Here is a 22,718-nt window from a genome sequence, read left to right as displayed (position 1 = left end):
ATGAGCACTTTCCCCGGTTCTCCTCGTCTGACCAAGGGTGGCATCGTCTTGCTCGATCCGATCACGGCGGCGGTGGTGCGCCTGATCGTGCTCCAGTACAACCCTGACACGGTGACCCGCACGCTGCAGGTCCAGGGGGCGTCGGAGCAAGCCGACCACTCGGAGGCCCTGCGGCTGAAGGGACCGCCGGTGGAGACGATCAAGCTGGACGCGGAGCTCGACCTCACCGACCAGCTCGAGGCCGGGGCAGGCCAGAACGGCCTGCACGCGCAGCTCGCGGCCCTGGAGACCATGGTGTATCCGACCAGCGCGCAGCTGAGCGCGAACAACGCGCTCGCGCAGGCAGGCACGCTCGAGATCATGCCGATGGAGGCGCCGCTCCCGGTGTTCGTGTGGAGCAAACACCGCGTGGTCCCGGTGCGGTTCACCGATTTCTCGATCACCGAGGAGGCCTTCGATCCGGAGCTGAACCCGATTCGCGCCAAGGTGAGCCTCGGGATGCGCGTCCTCAACGTCCACGACCTCGGGTTCCAGCACAAGGGGGGCAGCCTGTTCATGACGTACCTGCAAACCAAGGAAAGGCTCGCGAGCCTCGTGCCGAGCGGCACGTTCCGGGCGCTCGGGATCGGAGGGATCACGTGATGAATTCCATTCAGGACTTCCTGAGCGCCGGCCTGCCGCCCACCGCGATCTTCCCGCCCCAGAGCCGCTACGCCTCCGTCGGGACGAGCACGTACACGGCGCCGGACGGCAGGGTCATCGTCCACCTCCGGCGGCGCTTCGTGCCGCCGCCCGAAGGCTTCGGCCTCCTGCAGGAGCACGTGGTCAAGCAGGGCGAGCGCCTCGACAACGTCACCGCCAGGTACCTCGGGGACCCGGAGCAGTTCTGGCGGATCTGCGACGCGAACAGGGCGACGCGCCCCGACGCGCTCCTGGAGGCGGTCGGCAGCAAGCTGCGCATCACCATGCCTCGAGGGATGGTCGGACCGGCGTTATGAACCGAGGGTTCTACCTGTCCCTCCGCGTCGGCTCGTTCGCCGCCGACCCAGCGCCGCAAGAGGTGATCGAAGCGCTCACGGAGGTCCAGGTCTCGTCCTCGGTGGGGGCGCAAAGCGGCTTTCAGTTGAAGTTCACGCTGGGGAGGAGATCGCTCATCACCACGACCCTGCTGCCGTCCGGCTATTTCGATCCGCGGCGCCGGGTGATCATCTCCGTGGTCGTCCAGGGGACGCCCTCGGTCCTCATGGATGGGATCATCACCAAGCAGGACGTGACCCCCAGCAACGTCCCCGGCCAGTCGACCCTCACCATCACGGGCCTCGATCTGACGGCGCTCATGGATTTCATCGATCTGACCGGGATCCCGTACCCGGCCATGCCGCTGTTCGCCGTCGTCAACCTCATCCTGGCCAAGTACGCGGTGCTCGGCGTGATCCCGGCCGTGATCCCCAACGTGATCGACCTGGTCTCGAACCCCATCGAGCGGTTCATGAAGCACCAGGGGACGGATTACTCCTATGTGACCCTGCTGGCGAGGCGGTACGGGCACGTGTTCTACCTGATCCCGGGGCCCGAGCCCGGGCAGAGCCTCGCGTACTGGGGGCCGGAGCTCGGGAGCTTCTTCCCGACGCAGCCCGCGCAGTCCATCGACCTGGACGCGGCCTCGAACGTCGATTCCCTGTCTTTCTCGTACGACGGCCTCGTCGCGAGGCAGTACATCGCCACCATCCTGGAAGAGAACAGCAAGGTCCCCATACCCGTACCGATCCCGAACATCGATATCCTGAAGACGTCTCTCGCCCGGAAGGCCCCGACGCCGCTCAAGAGCGAGCTCGCCGGCGAGCTCAGCAACCGGCCGGTCGCCGAGGCGGCGCTCATGGTGCTGTCCAAGCTGACCGCGTCCGCCGATGCGGTCAGCGGCAACGGGCAGCTCGACGTGCTCCGCTATGGGCACGTCCTGGCCGTCAGGAAGAAGGTGGCCGTCCGCGGGGCTGGGATTTACTACGACGGGTTATACAACGTCACGAGCGTCACGCATAACATCAAGCGGGGCGAGTACAAGCAGAGCTTTTCTCTGAAGCGCGACGGCGTCGTCTCCTCTATCTCGACGGTGGACACATGACGGAAGACGGTCCCAGGTACTACGGGCTCTACCGCGCGACGGTGGTCAACAACGTCGACCCGCTGCAAAAGGGCCGGATCCAGGTCATCGTCCTGGGTCCAGGCGGCCCTCTCCCGTCGACGTGGGCGATGCCCTGCATGCCGTTCGCGGGGACTCAATCCGGCGTGTACGTCGTGCCGACGATCGGCGCGGGCGTGTGGATCCAGTTCGAGAAGGGCGACCCGGATTATCCGGTCTGGATCGGCGGGTGGTGGGGATCGGCCGCGGAGGTGCCCACGATGGCGCTCGCCGGCAACCCGGCGAGCCCGAGCATCGTACTGCAGACCACCGGTCAGAACTCCATCGTGATCAGCGACATTCCCGGGCCGGCCGGCGGCATCATGCTGCGCGTGGGCGGCTCGTCGGTGCTCATCAACCAGACGGGGATCTCGCTGATCGCGCCGAAGGTCGAGATCACCGCGGCCACGATCAACCTGACCGGCGTCACTGACGTGAACCAGGGCGCTTTGAAGGTGACTTGAAGGAGAATGGTATGCCGGGTTTCATTCTTCATGCGGGTGCCGTGGTGCAGTGCGTCCATGCCGGGGTGGCTCAGCCGGTGACCGCGAGTCCGCGGGTGACGGTCTCGGGCCAACCCGTCGTGACGATGGCCAGCACGTACACCGTCGCGGGCTGCACGTTCCCGGCGATGACGAGCGGGGCTCAGCCGCCCTGCGCCACGGCCCAGTGGACGACGGCGGCGACGCGCGTCACGTCGATGGGCCAGCCGGTGGTCCTCCAGGACAGCGTCGCGACCTGCGTACCCACCGGGACGCCACTCCTCGTCACCACGACGCAGCCGCGCGTCTCCGCGATGTGAGGGTATCATGAACATTGATTTCCCGCTTCACTTCGACGACAAGGGCCGCACCGCGGCGGCCGCTGACGACGACCATGTCCGCGACATGATCGAGCAGCTCTTGTTCACGAGCCCGGGCGAGCGCGTGAACCGCCCCGATTTCGGGGCCGGCCTCCTGCAGATGGTGTTCTCGCCGAACAGCGCAGAGCTCTCCGCGGCGCTGCAGTTCGCGCTACAGGCGGCCCTGGCGCGCTGGCTCGGCGACGTGATCGACGTCGCGGGGCTGGACGTGACGAGCACGGACGGCACGCTGAACGTCGTCGTGGCGTACACCGTGAAGAAGACCGGCGAGGCGCGCCGCGAGACGTTCGCGCGAGGGGTCGTGTGATGGAGCTCGACGCGCTCTCCTGCCGTGTCGACGAGCGGCGTAAACGTCTGTTCGGCAACGCCGACTGGAACGGGATCGATTTCCTGGACGTCTCCGACGACCAGAGGTCGCTCTGCGTGCATTTCTTCGGGAAGCCGCCCGAGAACGTCACCACGTCGAACGTCCGTATCGAGGGTGGGCGCCGCATCCGCGACGTGCGCGCCGTGAGCGTGGAGATCGACCGCTCGCACGACCCAGAGCGCGATGACTGCTTGCGGATCACGCTGGACCGGGCCGGCGACTTCTCCGTCTATCGCCTGTGCCTGGTCGAGCGCGTCGACCCTGCCCAGCGAGGCGAGGGCGAGGGCGGCTCCGGCGAGGAGGCGCCTTGGCGTCCGCTGTCGGGGATCGATCCGCGCTACGCCTGCATCGACTTCAGCTTCAAGATCGATTGCCCGAGCGAGCTCGACTGCAAGACGAAGCCGCCGTGCCCGCCCCCGGTCCGCCCTGCGCCGGAGATCAATTACCTCGCGAAGGACTACGCGAGCTTCCGGCAGCTGATGTTCGACCGGCTGGCGCTCACCCTGCCCGACTGGCAGGAGCGGCACGCCCCCGATCTCGGCGTCACGCTGGTGGAGATCCTCGCCTACGTGGCCGATCACCTGAGTTACTACCAGGACGCCGTGGCGACCGAGGCGTACCTCGACACCGCCAGGCTGCGCACGTCGGTCAGGCGCCACGTCCGGCTGGTGGATTACGCGATGCACGAGGGATCGAACGCCCGCGCGTTCATCACGGTGTGGACCAGCACGGATCTGGCGCCGCTCAGGGCGAAGGACTTCTACTTCATCACCGGGTTTCGCGGCATAACGCCTGTCAGCGGCGGCGTCGTCGACGAAGCATCACTCGAGCTCGTGCCGCGCGATCGCTACGAGGTCTTCGAGCCGCTGGTGGCCGACCCGGAGGAGGAGCTGACGTTCCGGGCGGCCCACAGCGAGATTCGCTTCTACACGTGGGGTGATCACGAGTGCTGCCTGCCCGCCGGCGCGAGGCGGGCCACGCTGCTCGACGACGCCAGGGCGGACGAGGCCGAGGCGCCGGGCGCCGACGAGGTCTCCGAGGCCGGCCTCAAGGCCCCCGGCACCGCGCGCGTCCTCGACCTCAGGGTCGGCGATGTGCTGATCTTCGAGGAGATCGTCGGCCCGAGGACGGGAAACCCGGCGGACGCCGATCCCACGCACCGTCACCCGGTGCGCCTCACCCGGGTGACGCCGGGCGTCGACGGGCTGCTCGGGAGGCGGATCCTCGAGATCGAATGGGGAGAGGAAGACGCCCTGCCGTTCCCGCTCTGCCTGTCGTCGCGGCTGCCGACGCCGGATTGCCGGCGCATCGGCGATGTGAGCGTGGCGCGGGGCAATGTCGTGCTCGTCGATCACGGGCGGACGTTGGGCGAGCCGCTCGGACCGGTCGAGTTCGTGGAGAAGTTCGAGCAGTGCGCCTGTGATGGCGCGGTGATCAGCGCCTCCCGCGCGCCGGCCCGCTTCGCGCCCAGGTTGAGCCGCGGCCCGCTGACGTTCGCCGAGCCGCTGCCCGGGACCGGCCCGGCCGCTCATCTGCTGACGCAGGATGTCCGGCGCTCGTCGCCCCAGATCTCGCTGACCGAGCAGGTCGGCGACGAGGGCACGGCGAGCGGGCCGGCCTGGTCGCCGCGCCGCGATCTCCTGGCCAGCGGCGCGGACGATCGGCATTTCGTCGTCGAGACGGACGACGCCGGCAACGCCGACCTGCGCTTCGGCGACGGCGAGCTCGGGCGCGCCCCGGACGGCGGATCGCGGTTCCGCGCGGCCTACCGCGTGGGCAACGGCCCGAGCGGCAACGTCGGCCGGGACTCGATACGCTTCCTGGTGCCGCGGAAGATCAAGCTGAGCGCCGACAGGATCGAGCCGCGCAATCCCTTGCCCGCGCGCGGCGGTACCGCGCCGGAGCCCACCGACGAGGTCAAGCTGATCGCGCCGAGGGCGTTCCGGAGCCGGCTCGAGCGCGCGATCACCGCGGAGGACTACGTGGAGCTGGCCCAGCGGAGCGCGAAGGTCCATCGCGCCGCGGCGGAGCTCAGGTGGACGGGGAGCTGGTACGAGGCGCGGGTGGCCGTCGATCCGCTGCACGCGACCGAGGCCGACGCGCGTCTGCTCGGGGAGATCGAGGCCAACCTGCTCCGGTACCGGCGCATGGGGCACGACCTCGCGGTGGTGCCGGCCCGGCTCGTGCCCCTGGCGCTCGCGATGGACATCTGCGTCCTGCCGAGCTTCGACCGCGGCCACGTGAAGGCGGAGGTGCTCAAGGTGCTCAGCAACCGGCCCCTCGCCGGCGGCAAGCTGGGGTTCTTCCACCCCGACAACCTGAGCTTCGGCGAGCCTCTCCGTCTGTCGCGCCTGGTGGCCGCCGTGAAGGCGGTGGGAGGCGTGGAGAACGTGAAGGTCACCGAGCTCAGGCGCTTCGGCGAGCCCCAAGGCCGCGAGATCGAGGACGGCATCCTGCCGATCGGGCCGATGGAAGTAGCCCAGCTGGACGACGATCCGAGCCTGCCGGAGAACGGCTCGATCAGGCTCACGATGCGAGGTGGACGATGATACTCCCCTGCGGTTGCTGCGAGGGCACGGAGGTCCTCACGCCGGTCAGCACGGCGAACCGCTGGCCCGGAGAGCTGCCGGCCGGGATCCCCGCCGGGCAGGTCCCGAGCCGCCTCACCTACCGTGTCGGGACACACGCGACGTTCCTGGAGACGATGCTGGCGCGGCTCTCGAGCGCAGACCTCCCGGAGCTCGCGGGGCTGAAGACGCGTGAGCTCTGGGATCCGGGGGTGGCGCTGCTCGACGCGTGGGCCGTCGTCGGCGACGTGCTCACCTTCTATCAAGAGCGCATCGTCAGTGAAGGCTACCTGCGCACGGCGACGGAGCGCCGCTCCGTGCTCGAGCTCTCGCGGCTCGTCGGGTACACGCTGAAGCCGGGCGTGTCCGCGAGCGTCTACCTCGCGTACACGCTCGAGAAGGGCGCGGCGCCCGTGGAGATCCCGCCCGGGACACGCGCGAGCAGCGTGCCCGAGCCCGGCGAGCAGCTCGAGACCTTCGAGACGGCAGACGCCTTGGAAGCGAAGGTCGCCTGGAACGAGCTCAGGCCCCGGCTCACGGAGCCCCAGACCGCCTCGTCCGTCGTCGAGAAGGGCCTCTTCGTGAGCGGCGCGGTCACGAGCCTCAAGGCGAACGACCCGATACTCGTCAGGCGGTATGGCACCTTCGAGCTGAGGCGGGTGCGAGAGGTCGCGGTCGACCACGAGAACAAACTCACCACGATCCTGCTGCACCGCCTTCCGTCGGACGACGCCTCCACGTCGGACCCCGACGCTGCCCCGGAGGACGACGAAGAGGGCCCGGAGGACCCGGAGGAGGGCCCGGAGGACGACGAGGAGGGCCCGGAATCCACGCCCGAGTGGGGAGGGTTCGCCGGCGTCGTCAAGAGCCTGACGTTGCCGCCGTCGCTGCAGCCGCCGAACGCGCAGCAGCTCGAGCGCGACGTCACGAAGGCGCTCGCCAAGAAGGCCGATGCGCGCCCGAAGCTCCTCGCCTCGCTGGAGCCGCGGCTGCAAGGCTCGTTCTACGCCACGCTGAGGAACCTCCCGGCCGAGGCGGACGTGTCGATCGAGGCGCACGCCCTCCGCGTCTCTGCGGCGCCGTTCGGCCACAACGCGCCCTTGCGGCTGACCGCTGTGAGCGGAGGGGTACCGGTCTTTCACGAGTGGAAGTTGAACGATCCGTGGAACGAGACGTCGGGGGTCATCATCGGAGTTGCCCCCGCCTCGATGACGGCGGTCGATTATCACACGCCGAACTCCCTGTATCTCGACAACGACTACGACCTGCAGCAGGGGACGTGGATCGCCATCGAGAAGTCCGGGGCGGCCCCGATCATCGTCGAGCCAGGCAGGGCTACCCTCGTGCGACGATCGCTCGCCGCTTACGGCCTGAGCGGCAAGACCGTGCAGATCAAGCTGCCCGACCACCTGAGGTGGGTCCTCAGCGACGACGATTTCACGCCGGTGCGGAGCACCCGGATCTACGCGGGCAGCGAGCGGCTCACGCTCGGCGATGTCCCCATCACCGAGCCCGTGAAGGGCGCGACGATCGAGCTCGCCGACGTGTACGAAGACCTCGATCCAGGGCGCTGGCTGATCGTGACCGGCGAGCGCAGCGACATCCTGGACGCCAACGGAGACCCGGTGAAGGGCGTCAGGGCCGCGGAGCTCGTGATGCTCGCCGCGGTGGAGCAGAAGACGAGGCTGGGCAGCTGGTCGAAATCGTACAACGGGCCGAGGCCGGTCGAGGGCGACACCATTCACACGTTCATCACGCTGGCGGAGCCGCTCGCGTACGAGTACGAGCGCAGCTCGGTGAGGATCTTCGGGAACGTCGTGCGCGCGACGCACGGCGAGACCCGCAAGGAAGTGCTGGGCAGCGGCAAGGCGGCGACGAGGCTGCAGCAGTTCGCGCTGAAGCAGCCGCCGCTCACCTACGTCTCCGCCCCCACGGCGTCGGGCGTCGAGACCACGCTGGAGATCCGGGTGAACCAGGTGGCCTGGCACGAGGTCGACAGCCTCGCGGCGCTCGGGCCGAACGACAGGAGCTACGTCACGCGGGCCGACGACGACGCCAACACCACGGTCGTGTTCGGAGACGGCGCGCACGGCGCCCGCCTCCCCACCGGCGTGGAGAACGTGAAGGCCACCTACCGCACGGGCATCGGCGAGCGAGGCAACGTGAAAGCCGGGCAGATCTCGCTCCCGACGGACAAGCCGCTCGGCGTCAAGGAGGTCATCAACCCTATCCGGGCGTCCGGCGGCGCCAACAAGGAAGATCGCGACGACGCGCGCAAGAACATCCCGCTGCCCCTCCACGCGCTGGATCGGCTGGTGTCTGTCCAGGACTACGAGAGCTTCGCGCGCACGTACGCAGGCGTCGGCAAGGCGTCCGCGGCGCGGCTCAGCGATGGGAGCACGCAGCTCGTGCACGTCACCATCGCCGGCGCCGGCGACGCCCCCGTCGAGCCGACGTCCGATCTGTTCCGCAACCTGGGCCTGTCGCTGCGCCGCTTCGGCGATCCGAACCTGCCGATCCGCCTGGGCCTGCGCAGGCGGCTGGCCCTGGTGCTGAGCGCCAAGGTGAAGGTCGCGGCCGACTTCGCCTGGGAGCACGTCGAGCCGCAGGTCCGCGCGGCGCTGCTCGAGAGGTTCGGGTTCAAGCACGTCGAGCTCGGCCAGGATCTGCACCTGGCCGACGCGATCGCGGTCATCCAGGCGGTGCCCGGCGTCGACTACGTCGATGTGGACGTGTTCGACACGCTCTCGGAGCAGCAGCTGATCAAGGGCTTCGACGCCGCGCCCGACGAGCCAGGGCTCGTCCTCAGGCTCCTCGACCGGATCACGGTATGGGGCGCCAGGCGGACGAGCGGCGGCATAACTCCGGCCGAGATCGCCTACATCGCGAGCGACGTGCCGGAGACGCTCATCCTCCAGGAGCTGAAGTCATGACCCGCTCGATCCATCGCTTGTACGAGCTCTTGCCCGCCGTGCACCGCGCCCGCGACGCGGAGCAAGGGTATCCTCTGCGGGCGCTGCTCAGCGTCATCACGGAGCAGGTGAACGTCGTCGAGGACGACATCGCGCGCGTCTACGACAACTGGTTCATCGAGACGTGCCAGGACTGGGTCGTCCCCTTCATCGGTGATCTCATCGGGTACAATCCCGTGCACGACCCGGGCCGCCCGTCCGACGAGGGGCCCGCGTCGGGCGCGGCCCGCGACAAGATCCTGATCCCGCGGCGCGACGTGGCGAGCACGCTGACCAACCGGCGCCGCAAGGGGACGATCGCGCTCCTCGAGGATCTGGCCATGCAAGTCGCGGGCTGGCCAGCGCGGGCGGTCGAGCTTTACCAGCTGCTCGCCCGGACGCAGCACCTGGACCACGTGGTTCCCTCGCGCGGGCGCACGGTGGACCTGCGCGACGCCGCGGCGCTCGATCACCTCGGCGGCCCGTTCGATCCCGCCGCGCACCTCGTCGACGTGCGGCGGATCGCGTCGCATCGAAGCGTCGGGCTCCACAACATCCCGAGCGTCGGCGTGTTCGTGTGGCGGCTCAAGCAGTACTCGGTGACGCTGGCCCCCGCGTATTGCCTCGAGGCCGAGGGACCGCAGTTCTTCATGTTCAACGTCCTCGGCCACGACACGCCGCTCTTCACGAGGCCGGAGCCGGAGCGCGACCGCAGCCAGATCGCCCAGCCGATCAACCTGCCGGTCCCGATCCGCCGCCGCGCGCTCGAGGAGCGGGTGGCGGATCGGCCGCTCAAGACGCAGGCCTCGGCGGCGTACTATGGCGAGGGCAAGAGCATCGCGATCTACGCTCCGGGATGGCCGACCAAGGGGGCCCCTCAGCCCATCCCCCGCGAGCGCATCGTCCCGGCCGACCTCTCGAGCGGGCAATACCGTGCGCGGCGCGATCACGTGGGGCTGGATCCGGCGACGGGGCGCATCGTGTTCCCCGCGACGCAGCTGCCCAAAGCCGGCGTCTGGGTCACGTACCACTACGGGTTCAGCGCAGACATCGGCGGTGGCGAGTACGACCGGCCGCTCTCCCAACCATTGAGCTTCACGCTGTACCGGGTCGCCAAAATCAAGGAGGCGGGGGCCGGCTTCGACAGCATCACGGGCGCGCTCCTCCAGTGGCGCAAAGACCAGGAGGCCCTGGGCCCCGAGCCGCCCGGCGAGGCAGAGCGGCGCGAGTGGAACGACCGGCGCGCGCGGCTCAGGGCGGCCGTGATCGAGATCGAGGACAGCAGCGCCTACAGCGAGCGGCTCCGGATCGAGCTCGACGCGGGCGAGAGCCTGCAGATCCGCGCGGCGAACCGGAAGCGCCCGGTGATCCGCATGCTCGACTTCGTCGCGGACCAGCCCGACGCGCTGCGGATCTCCGGCAAGCGCGCGAGCCGTTTCACGCTCGACGGCATCCTGGTCACGGGCCGCGGGATGCAGATCGTGGGGCCGGACCGGGGCGACGGCGAGCGGCTCGCCGAAGGGGATCTGTGCGACGTCACGCTGCGCCACGTGACGCTCGTCCCCGGGTGGGGGCTCGAGAGCGACTGCAAGCCGAAGCGCCCCAACGAGCCGAGCCTCGAGCTCCTCGGCTCGGGGGCCAAGGTGGTCGTCGAGCACAGCATCATCGGATCCATCGTGGTCGCGGCGGACGAGGTGCAGACCGATCCGGTCGCGATCCGGATCTCCGACAGCATCGTCGATGCCACGAGCGCGACGCGATCCGCCGTCGGCGCGGAGGGCGGGGCGCTCGCCTTCGCCAGCCTCTCGATCCTGCGCAGCACGGTGATCGGCACGGTGAGCGCCCACGCGGTACTGCTCGCCGAGAACTCGATCTTCACGAGCCGCGTCCTCGTCGCGCGGCGCCAGATCGGCTGCGTGCGGTTCTGCTACGTCCCCGCCGGCTCGCGGACGCCGCGCCGTCACCATTGCCAGCCGGATCTGGCGCGCGCGGCGGTGGACGGCGCCGATCCTCCGATTCCAGAGGGCGAGAGGCCCGCCGCGAAGGAGCGGGAAGAGGCGAGGGTGCGCCCGCGCTGGAGCAGCCTGCGTTACGGCGTGCCGACGTACTGCCAGCTGGCCTCCGATTGCGCGGACGAGATCAAGCGCGGCGCGGACGACGAGTCGGAGATGGGCGTGTTCCACGACCTGTTTCAGCCACAACGTGAGGCGAACTTGCGCGTGCGCCTGGACGAGTACACGCCTGCGGGCATGGAAGCTCGTATTCTATTCGCGGATTGATCGAGGAGAGGACCATGAAAGGCGACTTTACGCGTGACACTTTCGACGCCAAGAAGCATTTCAGCCGCGTGCTCAGGCAGCAGGGCCGGGTAGAGCTCGATGCCGACGCGAACGAGCAGACGGCCATCCTTCTCCATTACATCCGCACGCTGGCCGCGGACATCCTCGGTCCACACGCCGGCCCCGCCTCGAGCCTCGGCTTCGAGCTGCTCACGAACGGAACGGCGAACCTGCAAGCCCGGCTCTCGGCCATGGAGCCCGACGAGGCCCGGCGAAACGTGCTCTTGAAGGCGATCAACAACGGCGGCGACGCGATCATCGCCCCCGGCCGATACTACGTGCAGGGGATCCTCGTCGAGTGCGACCGGCCGATGCTCTATACCGAGCAGCTGGGGTACCCGTTCAACAACGAGACGACGATAGAGGCGCTCGGCGAGTTCAGGGGGAGCATCCTCGTTTACCTCGATGTCTGGGAGCGATTCGTGACGTCCGTCGAGGACGACTCGATCCGGGAGGTGGCGCTGGGGGGGCCTGACACCTGCGCGCGGGCGCAGGTCGTCTGGCAGGTCAAGGTGCTGCGCGACTCGCAGGTTCCCGACGAGCGGGTGTTCAGCTGCGACGCGGTGAAGAGCCTCTCGTCGCTCGGGACCGGGCGGCTCCGCGCGCGCGCCCGGCGCGACAAGCCGTCCACCGACCTGTGCGTGATCCCCTCGGAGTCGAGGTACCGTGGCGCAGAGAACCAGCTGTACCGCGTGGAGATCCACAAGGCCGGCGCGGGCACCGCGGACGGATCCGGCGCGACCTTCAAATGGTCTCGCGACAACGGATCCGCGATCTTCGCGATCACGTCGCTCGCGGGGACGACCGCGGTCCTGGGGAGCCTCGGCCGGGACAGGCATTCGAGCCTCGCCCCGGGCGACTGGGTGGAAGTGATCGACGACTCGGTCGTCTTCGGGGAGGCGGCCGGACCCCTGGCGCAGGTGGAGACCGTCGATCGCGACACGTTCAAGGTGACGCTCAGGACGCCGGCCGGCGCGCCGGCGCTCCCGAGCTACTCCGAGGCGGATGCCGTCAAGAAGCACGCGCTGCTCCGCCGCTGGGACCACGCGGGCAAGCCGGAGTTCGGCGGGGCGCTCCCGGTCGTCGAGCAGCCCGATAACGACGAGGGAAAGAAGAAGGACTGGCTCGACCTGGAGGACGGCGTGCAGATCTGGTTCGCGAAGGGCGGCGCGTACCGCGTCGGCGACTACTGGCTGATCCCGGCGCGTACGGCGACGGGCGACGTGGAGTGGCCCCGCGAGACCGACGCGGACGGCGCGCCCGTCGTCGACGAGGACGGCAATCCTCTGAGCAAGGCGCGGGAGGCGAACGGCCCGCGTCACTACTTCGCGCCCCTCATGCTCCTGCCTCGCGCGCGCGACGAGTCCGGATCCGAATCCGAATCCGGCGCCCGGATCCCGACGGACTGCCGCTGCCGCATCAACTCATTGCCTTGTTACCCGTACGCCTTCTCCGGGCAGGCCGTCGGCGGGGACAACCTCTGAGGGGTTGAGCGTGCGCGCGGTATGGTCGTTCTGGAGCAAGCCGTTCCTGGCCCACTACCATCGCTCGTGGGCGAGCCCGCGGCATCATCTGCTCTCCTGGGTGCTGTCGGTGCGGACGGCGATGCGTCACTATCGTCCGACGGCCCTCTACACGGACGACGCCGGCGCGCGCATGCTCGTGGACGGGGCGGGGCTCGAGTTCGACGAGGTCCATACGACGCTGAACGCCATCGCCGAGGTCGATCCGGAGTGGTGGGCGCTCGGCAAGCTCTACGCCTACCGCGCCCAGTCCCAGCCGTTCGTCCACATCGACAGCGACGTGTTCCTGTGGCAGCCCCTGCCGAGTCGGCTCGACGCCGCCGACCTCATCGCGCAGAACCCTGAGCCGTTCGTCGTCGGCCGGTCGTACTATCAGCCGGGGGTCTTCGAGCGCGCGCTCGGCCGAACCGCCGGCGCGTGGCTCCCCGAGGAGTGGCGGTGGTTCCGCGAGAGCGGACTGCCCCAGCGGGCGGAGTGCTGCGGCGTGTTCGGCGGCCGGCACGTCTCCTTCGTCCAGCACTACGCCGAGCGGGCCATCCACCTCATCGAGCGAGCCGAGAACCAGCCCGCGTGGGCGACGCTCACCGACAAGATCTCCCACAACATCCTGTTCGAGCAGTACCTGCTCTCGGCGTGCATCGAGTACCACCGTGCCCACGAGGCGTCAGGGTACCGGGGCGTCGCCATCGACTATGTGTTTCCGTCGATGGCCGCGGCGTTCAACGCTGACGTCGCCGCGCGAGCCGGCTACACGCATCTGATCGCCGACGCGAAGCGGAACCCGGAGCTGGCGAGGCGCCTCGAGGTGCGCGTGGCGCGCGACCATCCCGCCCACTTCGAGCGCTGCCAGCGCGCTGCGCCGGTCCAACCCGGCGCGCGTCGCAAGGGTTTCGCTTAGCCCCTGCGGCCACCCGCGCCGGGATCCGTAGAGAGCACCTCACGCCTGAGCCCGGCCGTGTCCGGGCGTGCCCTCCCGGGAGCGAAGTTCCGCTGTTCCGCGACGTCCCGGCATGTTGTCATGCCGGCGCCGCCGCGCTTCACCTTGCGAGCCCGACCATGACCGCCCGCTACAACCTGCTGTCGCCCGAGCTGAAGACCAACCCCTACCCGGCGTACGCGGAGATGCGCCGGAGCGCGCCCGTGTGTCAGGTGGACCCGGGCGGCATGTGGGCTGTCACGCGGCTGGACGACGCCCTGTTCGTGCTCAAGAATCCGCAGCTCTTCTCGTCGCGGGGCTTCGGCGCGGCGACCAACCCGCCGTGGCTCGGCGGCAATCCGTTCTCCGAATCGATGATCACCCTGGACCCGCCCCAGCACGGGCGGCTGCGCGGGCTCATCTCGCGGGCGTTCGGCGCCTCGGCCATGGCGCGGATGGAGCCGCGCGTGCGGGCCTTCGCCGAGCAGACCGTGGCCGAGCTGCCCCTCGGCGAGCCCGTGGACATCATGCCTCCTTACGCCCTGCGCATCCCGACCAGCGTCATCGGCGACATGATGGGGCTCTCCCCGTCGCTGCACGCGCGCCTCAAGCGGTGGGCGGACCTCATCACCGGCGGCGTCACCACCGTCCGGCCGGACGAGCACGATCGCAAGCAGCTCGCGCGGGACGCCGTGGCGGAGCTGCGGGGCTGTTTCGGCGAGGTCCTGGAGGCGCGGCGGCGCGAGCCCGCCGAGGATCTCGTGAGCGACCTGCTGCAGGCCGAGGTGGACGGCGAGGCCCTGACCCAGGGCGAGCTGATCGCCTTCATGGCCCTGCTGCTCGTGGGCGGCATCGAGACCGTGGTGCACGCGCTGGGCGCCGCGCTCCTCGTGCTGCTGGAGCGGCCGGAGCTCTGGGCGCGGCTGCGCGCGGACCGCTCCCTGATCCCTGCCTTCATCGAGGAGGTGCTGCGCTACGAGCCGCCCGTGCACGCCGCGCCGCGCACGACGACGCAGGAGGTGGAGCTCGGGGGCGTGACGCTGCCCAGGGGCGCGCCGCTCCTCGTGCTGCTGGGCTCGGCCACCCGGGACGAGGCCCACTTCCCGGACGGCGATCGGTTCGACCTGGAGCGGACCGGCCCGAAGCACCTGCCGTTCGGCCACGGCGTCCACTTCTGCCTGGGCGCGCCGCTGGCGCGGATGGAGGCGCGGCTGGCCCTGGACGTGCTGTTCGATCGGGTGGGCGGGCTGTCGCGCGGCGCCGAGCCGATGACGTGGCACCGCACGCTCGTGGTGCGCGGCGTCGGCTCGTTGCCCATCGTGTTGCACCCGGCCTGAGCGGCGCTCCGCCGACCGCTGACCCACCGGCCTCCTCCGCATCACGGTCGGGCGCGGAGGTCAGCTCGTGTGCCGGAAGCGACGGAGCCGGAGGGAGCTGAGGAGCACCGAGACGCTCGACAGGCTCATGGCGGCGCTCGCGAGGACCGGCGACAGGAGCCAGCCGGTCAGCGGGTAGAGCGCCCCGGCGGCGACCGGGATGCCGACCACGTTGTAGATGAACGCCCAGAAGAGGTTCTGGCGGATGGTCCGCAGCGTCGCGCGCGCGAGCCCGAGCGCGGTGGGCAGGGCGGCGATGCCGCCGCGGAGCAGCGCCACGTCGGCCGCGGCGACCGCGATGTCGGCGCCGCTCGCGACGGCGATCCCCACGTGGGCGCCGGCGAGGGCGGGCGCGTCGTTGATGCCGTCGCCGACCATCGGTACCGGGCCGTGCCGATGTGCACCTCCCGCCCGTCGATGCGGGCGACCACGCCGCGACCGGCGTCGGCGCGGAAGTCCTCGGGCGCGGCGAGCGGGAGGCTCCTGGCACGCGCGCGCGCGCCCTCGACCAGCGCCTTCGCCACGGGGTGCTCGCTGCCGAGCTCCGCCGACCCGACGAGCCGCAGGAGCTCGTCCTCCGGGACGTCGCCCAGCGCCTTCACCGCCGCGGCCGCCCCGCCGTGAGTGTGCCCGTCTTGTCGACGAGGACGGTATCGACGCGGCTCGCGGCCTCGAGCGCCGTGCCGCCTTTCACGAGCACGCCGAGCTCCGCGCCGCGGCCCGTGCCCACGGCCACGGCGGCGGGCGTCGCGAGGCCCAGCGCGCAGGGGCAGGCGATGACCAGGACGGCGACGAACCGCTCGACCGCGGCGGCGAGCCCCGCCGCGCTCGGATCCACCGCGACCCACGCGACGAACGCGATCGTGGCGATGCCGAGGACCACCGGGACGAAGATGCCGCTCACCGTGTCGGCGAGGCGCGCGATCGGCGCCTTCGAGCCCTGCGCCTGCTCGACGGCCTCGACGATGTGGGCGAGCGCGGTGTCGGCGCCGGTCTTCGTGATCCGCGCCGTGAGCTGCCCGCTCTGGTTGAGCGTGCCGCCGAACACGGCCGCTCCGGCGCGTTTGTCGACGGGGAGGCTCTCGCCCGTGAGCATCGATTCATCCACGGCCGAGGCGCCGGAGACGACCTCACCGTCGCTCGGGATCCGCTCTCCGGGGCGGACGCGGACGAGATCGCCGGGCGCGAGATCGGCGGCGGGGATCTCCTCTTCCCGATCGCCGCGCAGGCGTCGCGCCGTCCTGGGCTGGAGCGCGACGAGCCCGCGCACGGCGTCGGTGAGCCGCTTGCGGGCGCGCGTCTCGAGCAGCTTGCCGAGCAGGACGAAGCTGATGATCGCCCCGACCGCCTCGAAGTAGACGTGGGGCCGCGCGCCGTGCTCGGCGTGGGGGAAGAGCTGCGGCGCGACGACCGCGACCGCGGAGTAGACCCACGCGGCGCCGGTCCCGAGCCCGACGAGCGTGTTCATGTCGGCCGCCCGGTGCCGGAGCGCGATCCAGGCGAGCCGGAAGAACCTGCGGCCGGGGCCGACGACGACCGCGGTCGCGAGGGCGAGCTGGACGAACCGGCCGATCGTGCCGTCCGCGCCCGGGATGCGGCCGTGCGACATCCCGAGGACGAGCAGCGGGACCGACAGGGCGAGCGATACCACGAAGTCCCGAAAGAGGACGCGCCGCTCGCCGTCGAGGCTCTCCTCGGCGGCCGCTGCTCGCGCCGCCGGCAGGGCGGCGGTGCTGCCCTGCGAGGCGCTGCTCTCCGGCACGTTGTAGCCCGCGCCTTCGATCGCGGCGACGAGGGCCTCCCTGGACGTGGCGGCCCGGTCGAACGCGACCGTGGCCGTACGGGTCACGAGGTTGGCCTTCGCGTCGCTTACGCCGGCGGTCGCGAGCAGCGCGCGCTCGATGCGGCGGACGCAGGCGGCGCAGGTCATGCCCTCGACGGGCAGGTCGATGCGGCGGACGGCGCCCTCGCCGGTGTCCTGGGGGCGGGGATGGAGACGGATGCGGTCGACATGATCACCTCGCTTGTCGACGGTGCAGACGCAGGGACACCCCGCGGATTACAGCGCGAAGGAGGGAGCGCACGGCGGGCTCGGCGGCGCGGTCGGCCTCTTCAGGCGGCCCCGAGCGGAAGCCGGGGTCAAGGCGGCGGCGCGGCGGCGCGGTGTAATGAACCCCGATGGCTGCGTCTGCGGGGTGAGCGGCCCGTGGGTCGCCGAAAGGAAGACGTCATGAAAGAGACCCTGCTCCAGGTGGACGGGATGAGCTGCCCGTCCTGCATTCGCCACATCAACAGCGCGCTGCGCGAGCTCGACGGCGTCGACAAGGTCGACGTGCGCCTGCGCGAGGGCACCGTCGTGGTGCGCCACGATCCGGAGAGCGCGCCCGCTGCCGCCCTCGCCGAGGCCGTGCGCCGGGCCGGCTACGACGTGCGCCCCCGCGCCGCCTGAACCGCACGTGTCGCCCGGGGCTCGTGGCCCGATGAAGACCAGGTCACGAGCTCCGGCGCGTCCACCCTCGCAGGAAGTCTTCACGCTCATTCTCGCTGGCGGACGACGGATCGGCGCGGCGCGCGCATCCGCGCCGCAGAGCTCGCGTGTGATGCGGTCGAGGGGGCCTGACGCGCGCCGCTGTTTTCCTCGGATCTGCGCGTCCCGCACGTCACACCCCGCGCATCACAAAGGGATGGCCGGCCTGACCAGCGAGGTCACACTGTCCTCGTACCTGGAGGTAGAAGTGAATCTTCAGAGGGTGTTCATCTTGTCCAGCCTGGGGCTTTCGTCGGCCTGCTCCGGGGTGGATTCAGAGGTCCCTACGGCGTCCGCGCCGTCCTGTCAGGCATCCCCGGACTGCGGTTCCACGCCCGACACGCCGCTGTGCGACATGGAGGGCGGCGTGTGTGTCGCGCTCCCGCCCGGCTCCCCCATCGGCGTGAAGGATGGCAGTCCGTCCTCGGTCGCGCTCGTGCCTGTCTACGAGCCGGACAGGCAACGTGAGCCGACCGATCTTGCGTTCAACCCCGATCGCCCCGAGGAGCTCTGGGTCGTCAACCGCCGGGACGACAGCGTGATCATCATCACGAACCCCGGCGCGCCCGGCAGCGAGTCGGTCCGGCTCCGTGACCCTGCCGCCTCGCATTTCATGGATCGGCCGCCGGCGCTCGCCTTCGGCGCCCCGGGCACGTTCGGCGCCTGCGGCGACAACAACAACGGCGGCGATTACTTCATGGGTCCTTCGCTCTTCTCATCGGACCTCGCGATCTTCGCGGAGCCGACCCCCGACGGCCTCGGGTCGCACCTCGACATGCTCCACTCGACCTCTTTCTGCAAGGGAATCGCTCACGAGCACGCCAACGTCTACTGGGTCTTCAACGACAACGATCACTCGCTCGACAGGTACAACTTCGCCCACGACCACGGCCCGGGGAACGACGACCACGCCGACGGCGAGATCTACCGTTATGTACCGGGCGAGGTGCTCGGGATCGAGGACGCGCCGAGCCACCTCTTCTACAGGCCCGAGGACCGCCACCTCTACGTCGCCGACACCGGGCACAAGCGGCTGCTGAAGCTCGACACCACGAGCGGGACCCCTGGAAGCAGCTTCGATGGAAGCGAGCACGTCCGGGCGCGCCAGCACATCGACGGTGCCACGCTGGTCGAGCTCGTCCCCCCCGGCACGCTCGAGGCGCCGAGCGGCATCGAGATCCACGAAGACCTCGTCTACGTCTCGGATCACGCGACCAGCCGTCTCTACGCCTTCGACCTGACCGGCCAGCTGGTGCGCACCCTGGATACGGGCCTGCCCGCGGGCTCGCTCGCCGGGATCACCTTCGGGCCGGACGGCAAGCTCTACTTCGTCGACGTGCTGTCGAGCCGCGTTTACCGCATCGATCCCGTTCTCTGAGGCGAGCGGCGCGAGATCGGCGCGCCGGCGACGGCCGCCTCGGCCGTGCAGCGTCCACGCCATCCCGTTCTCTTCGAGCGAGCGTGCCTCGGCGCGCAGGCGCGCCACACCTGAGGCCAGCTGGCGATCGAGGCGCAGAGCGTGTTGCTGAGGGCGACGCGACGTGGGCGTCCGCCAGGAGCGACGAAGGCGCGGGGCGGTCGGCTCCCGGCGCGTTGCGGTCGGGTCTTGCGGCCGGGCGGCGCCGGATCGCAAGCTCCACGCATGGCGCGTCGCTTCAACACGGCCGGGCCGTGCCGCCCGGACTGGCACTACATGATCCCCGCGGAGAGGCGCCTGCCCGAAGCGCCCGGCCTGGTGGAGCAGATGGGCTACTTCGTGGTGCATGCGCCGCGGCAGACGGGCAAGACCACGGCGCTGCGGGCGCTGGCGCAGCGGCTGACGGCCTCTGGACGCTTCGCGGCGCTGCTCTTCTCGTGCGAGGAGGGGGAGGCGTGGGGCGACGACATCGGCTCGGCGCAGCGGGCGATCCTGCGGGAGATGGATCTGCAAGCCGAGGTGGAGCTGCCCGCGGAGCTCAGGCCGCCCGCGATGTCGCTCGCGGGGGACGAGGGGTTGCTCCGGGCGAAGCTATCGGCCTGGGCGCGCGCGTGTCCGCGGCCGCTGGCGCTGTTCTTCGACGAGGTCGATGCGCTGCGCGGCCAGAGCCTGATCAGCGTGCTGCGCCAGCTCCGGGCCGGTTTCGCGAGCCGTCCAGTGGACTTCCCCGCTTCGGTGGCGCTGTGTGGCCTGCGCGACGTGCGCGAGTACAAGGCCGCGAGCGGGGGGGACCCGGGCCGGCTCGGCACGGCGAGCCCGTTCAACATCAAGATCAAGTCGCTCAAGCTCGGCAGCTTCGATCCCGATGAGGTGCGCGAGCTCTATGCGCAGCACAGCGCGGAGAGTGGTCAGGCCTTCACCGAGGAGGCCATCGAGCGCGCTGTTGCGTTGACGGCCGGCCAGCCCTGGCTGGTCAACGCGCTCGGCCGTGAGATCGTCGAAGAGATGGCCGTGCCCGCGGACGAGCCGATCACCGCGGCTCATGTCGAGGCGGCGAAGGAGCGGCTCATCCTGGCGCGCGCGACGCACCTCGACTCGCTCGTGCACCGGCTCATGGAGCCGCGCGTGCGGCGGGTATTGGAGCCCGTTCTGGCCGGCACCTACGAGGGCGGGGGGGATACCTACGACGACGACCTGTCGTACGTGCGCGACCTCGGGCTGGTGGCGCCGGACAACCTGCTTCGGATCGCCAACCCGATCTACCGCGAGGTGATCGTGCGCGTGCTGGCCTCGCCCGCCGAGGCGAGGGTGCCCGCCCCGCCGGCGCGGGCGTTCATGCTGCCCGACGGGCGGCTGGATCTGCTGCGCATCCTGCGCGAGTTTGCCGAGTTCTGGCGAGAGCACGGTGAGGTGCTCGCGGCGGGCATGCCGTACCACGAGGTCGCGCCGCAACTCGTGCTGATGGCGTACCTGCAGCGCGTCGTGAACGGCGGCGGCTACGTGGACCGGGAGTACGGGGTGGGGCGGGGGCGGATCGACCTGCTCGTGCGCTGGCCCCATGTGGCCGCGGACGGGACACGCGCGGTGCAGCGCGCCGCGCTGGAGCTCAAGGTCTGGCGCGAGGGGGAGAAGAGCCCGCTGCCGAAGGGCCTCGCGCAGCTCGACGGGTACCTCGCCCAGCTCGGGCTCGACGAGGGGGTGCTCGTGATCTTCGACCGCAGGAGCGCGGCGGGTGAGATCGAGGAGCGGACGCGGTTCGAGGAGGCGGAGACGCCGTCGGGGAGGCGGGTGACGCTGCTGTGGGGGTGAGGGGGCGCGGGCGGGCCGTGACGGGCGGGGCCGCCGTCGGGGCGAGCCGGCGCAGCGGCCCTGGTGGGCGAGGGCAGCGCTCGCCCCTCCCGCCCCATGCGCCGGCGCGGCCGATCCGTCGCGCCCGGACGTCGCTTCTCGTCTAGACTGCCGCTCGATGGCCGCCGAGCTAGCCAGGCACGCCGCGCCGGACCAGGCGCGGCAGGCCCTCCCGGAGAGACCTGCCCGCCGCTGCCCCGTGTGCGGCGTCCGGTACCCGCTCGACTTCCTCGTCTGTCCCATCGACGCGACGGCGCTGGAGCTCCAGGGGGTCACCGCCAGCGACCCGATGGTCGGCGAGCTGCTCGCCGGCAGCTTCTGCATCACGGGCGTCATCGGCGCGGGCGGCATGGGCCGCGTCTACGTGGCCGAGCACATCCGGCTCCCGAAGCGCTTCGCCGTCAAGGTGCCGCACGAGCACTTCGCCAGCCACCGCGAGGCGATGGCGCGCTTCGAGCGCGAGGCGCAGACCATCGCGCGCGTCGGCAACGAGCACGTGATCGACGTCGTCGACGTCGTGCGCCTCAAGGACGGCCGGCCGTGCATGGTGACCGAGCTGCTCAAGGGCGAGGACCTCGGCAGCCTGCTCGATCAGGTCGGCAAGCTCCCGCTCCCGACCGCCATCACCATCTCGCGCCAGGTCTGCCGCGGCCTCGCCGCCGCGCACGCCGCCGGCGTCGTCCACCGCGACCTCAAGCCGTCGAACCTGTTCCTGCTCCGCCGCGACGGGGGAAGCGTGCACGTGAAGATCCTCGACTTCGGGGTCGCCAAGGTGATCGACGGCGCCGATCTCACCCGCACCGGCTCGGTGGTCGGCACGCCGCAGTACATGGCCCCGGAGCAGGCGCGCGGCTCGGCCGAGGTCGACTCGCGCGCCGACATCTACGCGGTCGGCGCCGTGCTCTACCGCATGCTCACCGGCGAGCGGCCGTTCCCCGAGGAGGAGCCGGCCCGGACGTTGACCCGCCTGCTCACCGAGGACCCGCGGCGCCCGCGCGACCTCGACAAGACGATCCCGGAAGGCCTAGAGGCGCTCATCCAGCGCGCGATGGCCCGCACGCGGGAGGACCGGCCCCAGTCCGCGCAGGAGCTCGATCGCCTGCTCGCCGACTTCGACGTGCAGGACCCGTTCGGCGCCGCGCGCGCGCTCGGCCTGACGAACGCGATGCGCGAGAGCGGCGCGAACGACGAGATCGCCACGGTCGTCGTCCCGAACCCCCAGTCCCAGGGGGCGGACGACGTGACGCGCAAGGCGCGGCGCGCCCGGCCCGTCGCGGTGCTGCTCGCCGTCGGCATCAGCCTCGCCGCCGGCGCGGCCGTGCTCACGAGCGCCGCGATGGTGATCCGCATGATCTACCGCATCGCCGAGCGGCAGCCGCTCGGCCCGACCGAGCTCGTCATCGTCGCGGGCATCGCGGGCGGGCTGACGCTGCTCACCTTCATCGCCACGTTCCAGGTCCTCTTCGGCCGCTGGCGCAGCGCGCCGGCCATGGAGCGCCTCGGCCAGGGCCTGATGTCCGCGCTCCTGTGGCTCTTCGTCTCGTGCGGCGTGCTCGCGCTCGGCGTCGCCGCCTACAACGCGTTCGCCCTGCCGCTCCCTGCCCAGTGGCTCGCCCCGACCGACTGGCTCGGCTGGATCAACGTGGGCGTGGTCGCGCTGCCGACCCTGGTCGCCCTCGTCGCGCTGCTCCTCGCGCTGCGGCGGGTGACGCGCGTGTCGTAGCGCCGCCGCCTCGCCCCGCCGATCGAGGCGCCTCGACGTGCCGGACGCCGCGCGTCCGCGACGCCTCACCGCGCTCGCCGCCGTCGCGCTTCACCGCGCTTCGCCGCCGCTGCGCCTCGCCTC

At 70.8% G+C, this 22,718-nt stretch carries 18 protein-coding genes; 16 read left to right on the top strand and 2 right to left on the bottom strand.

Annotated features, from left to right (window positions below; all coding sequences use genetic code 11):
• The 12 genes from WMF43_RS45570 to WMF43_RS45515 all read left to right on the top strand — a co-directional run bounded on the left by WMF43_RS45570 (position 1) and on the right by WMF43_RS45515 (position 15,041).
• Positions 1–642, top strand: coding sequence for a hypothetical protein (locus tag WMF43_RS45570; protein ID WP_437674833.1), 642 nt, complete (start codon positions 1–3; stop codon positions 640–642).
• On the top strand, positions 642–998 hold the full coding sequence (locus tag WMF43_RS45565) for a LysM domain-containing protein (RefSeq protein ID WP_437674831.1): 357 nt from the start codon (positions 642–644) through the stop codon (positions 996–998). Before WMF43_RS45570 ends, WMF43_RS45565 begins: the two co-directional genes overlap by 1 nt.
• Entirely contained in the window at positions 995–2,122 is a 1,128-nt protein-coding gene (locus tag WMF43_RS45560; RefSeq protein ID WP_437674829.1) for a hypothetical protein, read from the top strand. Before WMF43_RS45565 ends, WMF43_RS45560 begins: the two co-directional genes overlap by 4 nt.
• The gene (locus tag WMF43_RS45555) at positions 2,119–2,643 is read left to right on the top strand and encodes a phage baseplate assembly protein V (protein ID WP_437674827.1); all 525 of its coding nucleotides are present in this window, start codon (positions 2,119–2,121) and stop codon (positions 2,641–2,643) included. Before WMF43_RS45560 ends, WMF43_RS45555 begins: the two co-directional genes overlap by 4 nt.
• A 77-nt stretch (positions 2,644–2,720) precedes the next feature.
• The gene (locus WMF43_RS45550) at positions 2,721–2,981 is read left to right on the top strand and encodes a hypothetical protein (protein WP_437674825.1); all 261 of its coding nucleotides are present in this window, start codon (positions 2,721–2,723) and stop codon (positions 2,979–2,981) included.
• Positions 2,982–2,988: 7 nt separating this feature from the next.
• Positions 2,989–3,348 (top strand): GPW/gp25 family protein, encoded by a 360-nt coding sequence (locus WMF43_RS45545; protein ID WP_437674823.1) that lies wholly within the window; start codon positions 2,989–2,991, stop codon positions 3,346–3,348.
• Positions 3,348–5,957, top strand: a complete 2,610-nt coding sequence (locus tag WMF43_RS45540) for a putative baseplate assembly protein (RefSeq protein ID WP_437674821.1) — start codon at positions 3,348–3,350, stop codon at positions 5,955–5,957. The genes WMF43_RS45545 and WMF43_RS45540 overlap by 1 nt, the downstream gene beginning before the upstream one ends.
• The gene (locus WMF43_RS45535) at positions 5,954–8,908 is read left to right on the top strand and encodes a putative baseplate assembly protein (protein ID WP_437674819.1); all 2,955 of its coding nucleotides are present in this window, start codon (positions 5,954–5,956) and stop codon (positions 8,906–8,908) included. Before WMF43_RS45540 ends, WMF43_RS45535 begins: the two co-directional genes overlap by 4 nt.
• Positions 8,905–11,205 (top strand): hypothetical protein, encoded by a 2,301-nt coding sequence (locus WMF43_RS45530; protein WP_437674817.1) that lies wholly within the window; start codon positions 8,905–8,907, stop codon positions 11,203–11,205. The genes WMF43_RS45535 and WMF43_RS45530 overlap by 4 nt, the downstream gene beginning before the upstream one ends.
• A gap of 14 nt (positions 11,206–11,219) precedes the next feature.
• Entirely contained in the window at positions 11,220–12,749 is a 1,530-nt protein-coding gene (locus tag WMF43_RS45525; protein WP_437674816.1) for a DUF6519 domain-containing protein, read from the top strand.
• Between the two features lie 10 nt (positions 12,750–12,759).
• The gene (locus WMF43_RS45520; RefSeq protein WP_437674814.1) at positions 12,760–13,686 is read left to right on the top strand and encodes a DUF6734 family protein; all 927 of its coding nucleotides are present in this window, start codon (positions 12,760–12,762) and stop codon (positions 13,684–13,686) included.
• A gap of 158 nt (positions 13,687–13,844) precedes the next feature.
• On the top strand, positions 13,845–15,041 hold the full coding sequence (locus WMF43_RS45515; protein WP_437674812.1) for a cytochrome P450: 1,197 nt from the start codon (positions 13,845–13,847) through the stop codon (positions 15,039–15,041).
• A 60-nt stretch (positions 15,042–15,101) separates the two neighbouring features.
• Here WMF43_RS45515 and WMF43_RS45510 read toward each other — a convergent pair whose 3' ends face one another.
• Positions 15,102–15,458, bottom strand: coding sequence for an HAD-IC family P-type ATPase (locus tag WMF43_RS45510; RefSeq protein WP_437674810.1), 357 nt, complete (start codon positions 15,456–15,458; stop codon positions 15,102–15,104).
• 220 nt (positions 15,459–15,678) lie between these two features.
• Positions 15,679–17,010, bottom strand: a complete 1,332-nt coding sequence (locus WMF43_RS45505; protein ID WP_437674808.1) for a heavy metal translocating P-type ATPase — start codon at positions 17,008–17,010, stop codon at positions 15,679–15,681.
• 300 nt (positions 17,011–17,310) lie between these two features.
• Between WMF43_RS45505 and WMF43_RS45500 the strand changes: the two genes are divergently transcribed.
• The 4 genes from WMF43_RS45500 (at position 17,311) to WMF43_RS45485 (ending at position 22,595) form a co-directional block, all read left to right on the top strand.
• Entirely contained in the window at positions 17,311–17,529 is a 219-nt protein-coding gene (locus WMF43_RS45500; protein WP_437674806.1) for a heavy-metal-associated domain-containing protein, read from the top strand.
• 445 nt (positions 17,530–17,974) lie between these two features.
• On the top strand, positions 17,975–18,985 hold the full coding sequence (locus tag WMF43_RS45495) for a hypothetical protein (protein ID WP_437674804.1): 1,011 nt from the start codon (positions 17,975–17,977) through the stop codon (positions 18,983–18,985).
• Positions 18,986–19,249: 264 nt separating this feature from the next.
• Positions 19,250–20,833, top strand: coding sequence for an ATP-binding protein (locus WMF43_RS45490; RefSeq protein ID WP_437674802.1), 1,584 nt, complete (start codon positions 19,250–19,252; stop codon positions 20,831–20,833).
• 157 nt (positions 20,834–20,990) lie between these two features.
• A complete protein-coding gene (locus WMF43_RS45485) occupies positions 20,991–22,595 on the top strand; it encodes a serine/threonine-protein kinase (RefSeq protein ID WP_437674800.1) in 1,605 nt (534 codons plus the stop codon).
• Positions 22,596–22,718: the final 123 nt, after the last annotated feature.

It is taken from the genome of Sorangium sp. So ce131 (assembly GCF_051519095.1).
Taxonomy (GTDB): domain Bacteria; phylum Myxococcota_A; class Polyangia; order Polyangiales; family Polyangiaceae; genus Sorangium.
The sequence above is the reverse complement of the archived record's forward strand: the minus strand, read 5'-3'. Positions and strand labels throughout refer to the sequence as shown.

Excerpts from the sequence above, each read along its gene's own strand:
- WMF43_RS45540 (WP_437674821.1), top strand. The coding sequence starts at position 3,348 with ATGGAGCTCGACGCGCTCTCCTGCCGTGTCGACGAGCGGCGTAAACGT.
- WMF43_RS45565 (WP_437674831.1), top strand. The coding sequence starts at position 642 with ATGAATTCCATTCAGGACTTCCTGAGCGCCGGCCTGCCGCCCACCGCG.
- WMF43_RS45510 (WP_437674810.1), bottom strand. The coding sequence starts at position 15,458 with ATGGTCGGCGACGGCATCAACGACGCGCCCGCCCTCGCCGGCGCCCAC.
- WMF43_RS45500 (WP_437674806.1), top strand. The coding sequence starts at position 17,311 with ATGAAAGAGACCCTGCTCCAGGTGGACGGGATGAGCTGCCCGTCCTGC.
- WMF43_RS45515 (WP_437674812.1), top strand. The coding sequence starts at position 13,845 with ATGACCGCCCGCTACAACCTGCTGTCGCCCGAGCTGAAGACCAACCCC.
- WMF43_RS45535 (WP_437674819.1), top strand. The coding sequence starts at position 5,954 with ATGATACTCCCCTGCGGTTGCTGCGAGGGCACGGAGGTCCTCACGCCG.
- WMF43_RS45555 (WP_437674827.1), top strand. The coding sequence starts at position 2,119 with ATGACGGAAGACGGTCCCAGGTACTACGGGCTCTACCGCGCGACGGTG.
- WMF43_RS45490 (WP_437674802.1), top strand. The coding sequence starts at position 19,250 with ATGGCGCGTCGCTTCAACACGGCCGGGCCGTGCCGCCCGGACTGGCAC.
- WMF43_RS45530 (WP_437674817.1), top strand. The coding sequence starts at position 8,905 with ATGACCCGCTCGATCCATCGCTTGTACGAGCTCTTGCCCGCCGTGCAC.
- WMF43_RS45485 (WP_437674800.1), top strand. The coding sequence starts at position 20,991 with ATGGCCGCCGAGCTAGCCAGGCACGCCGCGCCGGACCAGGCGCGGCAG.
- WMF43_RS45560 (WP_437674829.1), top strand. The coding sequence starts at position 995 with ATGAACCGAGGGTTCTACCTGTCCCTCCGCGTCGGCTCGTTCGCCGCC.
- WMF43_RS45525 (WP_437674816.1), top strand. The coding sequence starts at position 11,220 with ATGAAAGGCGACTTTACGCGTGACACTTTCGACGCCAAGAAGCATTTC.
- WMF43_RS45570 (WP_437674833.1), top strand. The coding sequence starts at position 1 with ATGAGCACTTTCCCCGGTTCTCCTCGTCTGACCAAGGGTGGCATCGTC.
- WMF43_RS45505 (WP_437674808.1), bottom strand. The coding sequence starts at position 17,010 with ATGACCTGCGCCGCCTGCGTCCGCCGCATCGAGCGCGCGCTGCTCGCG.
- WMF43_RS45545 (WP_437674823.1), top strand. The coding sequence starts at position 2,989 with ATGAACATTGATTTCCCGCTTCACTTCGACGACAAGGGCCGCACCGCG.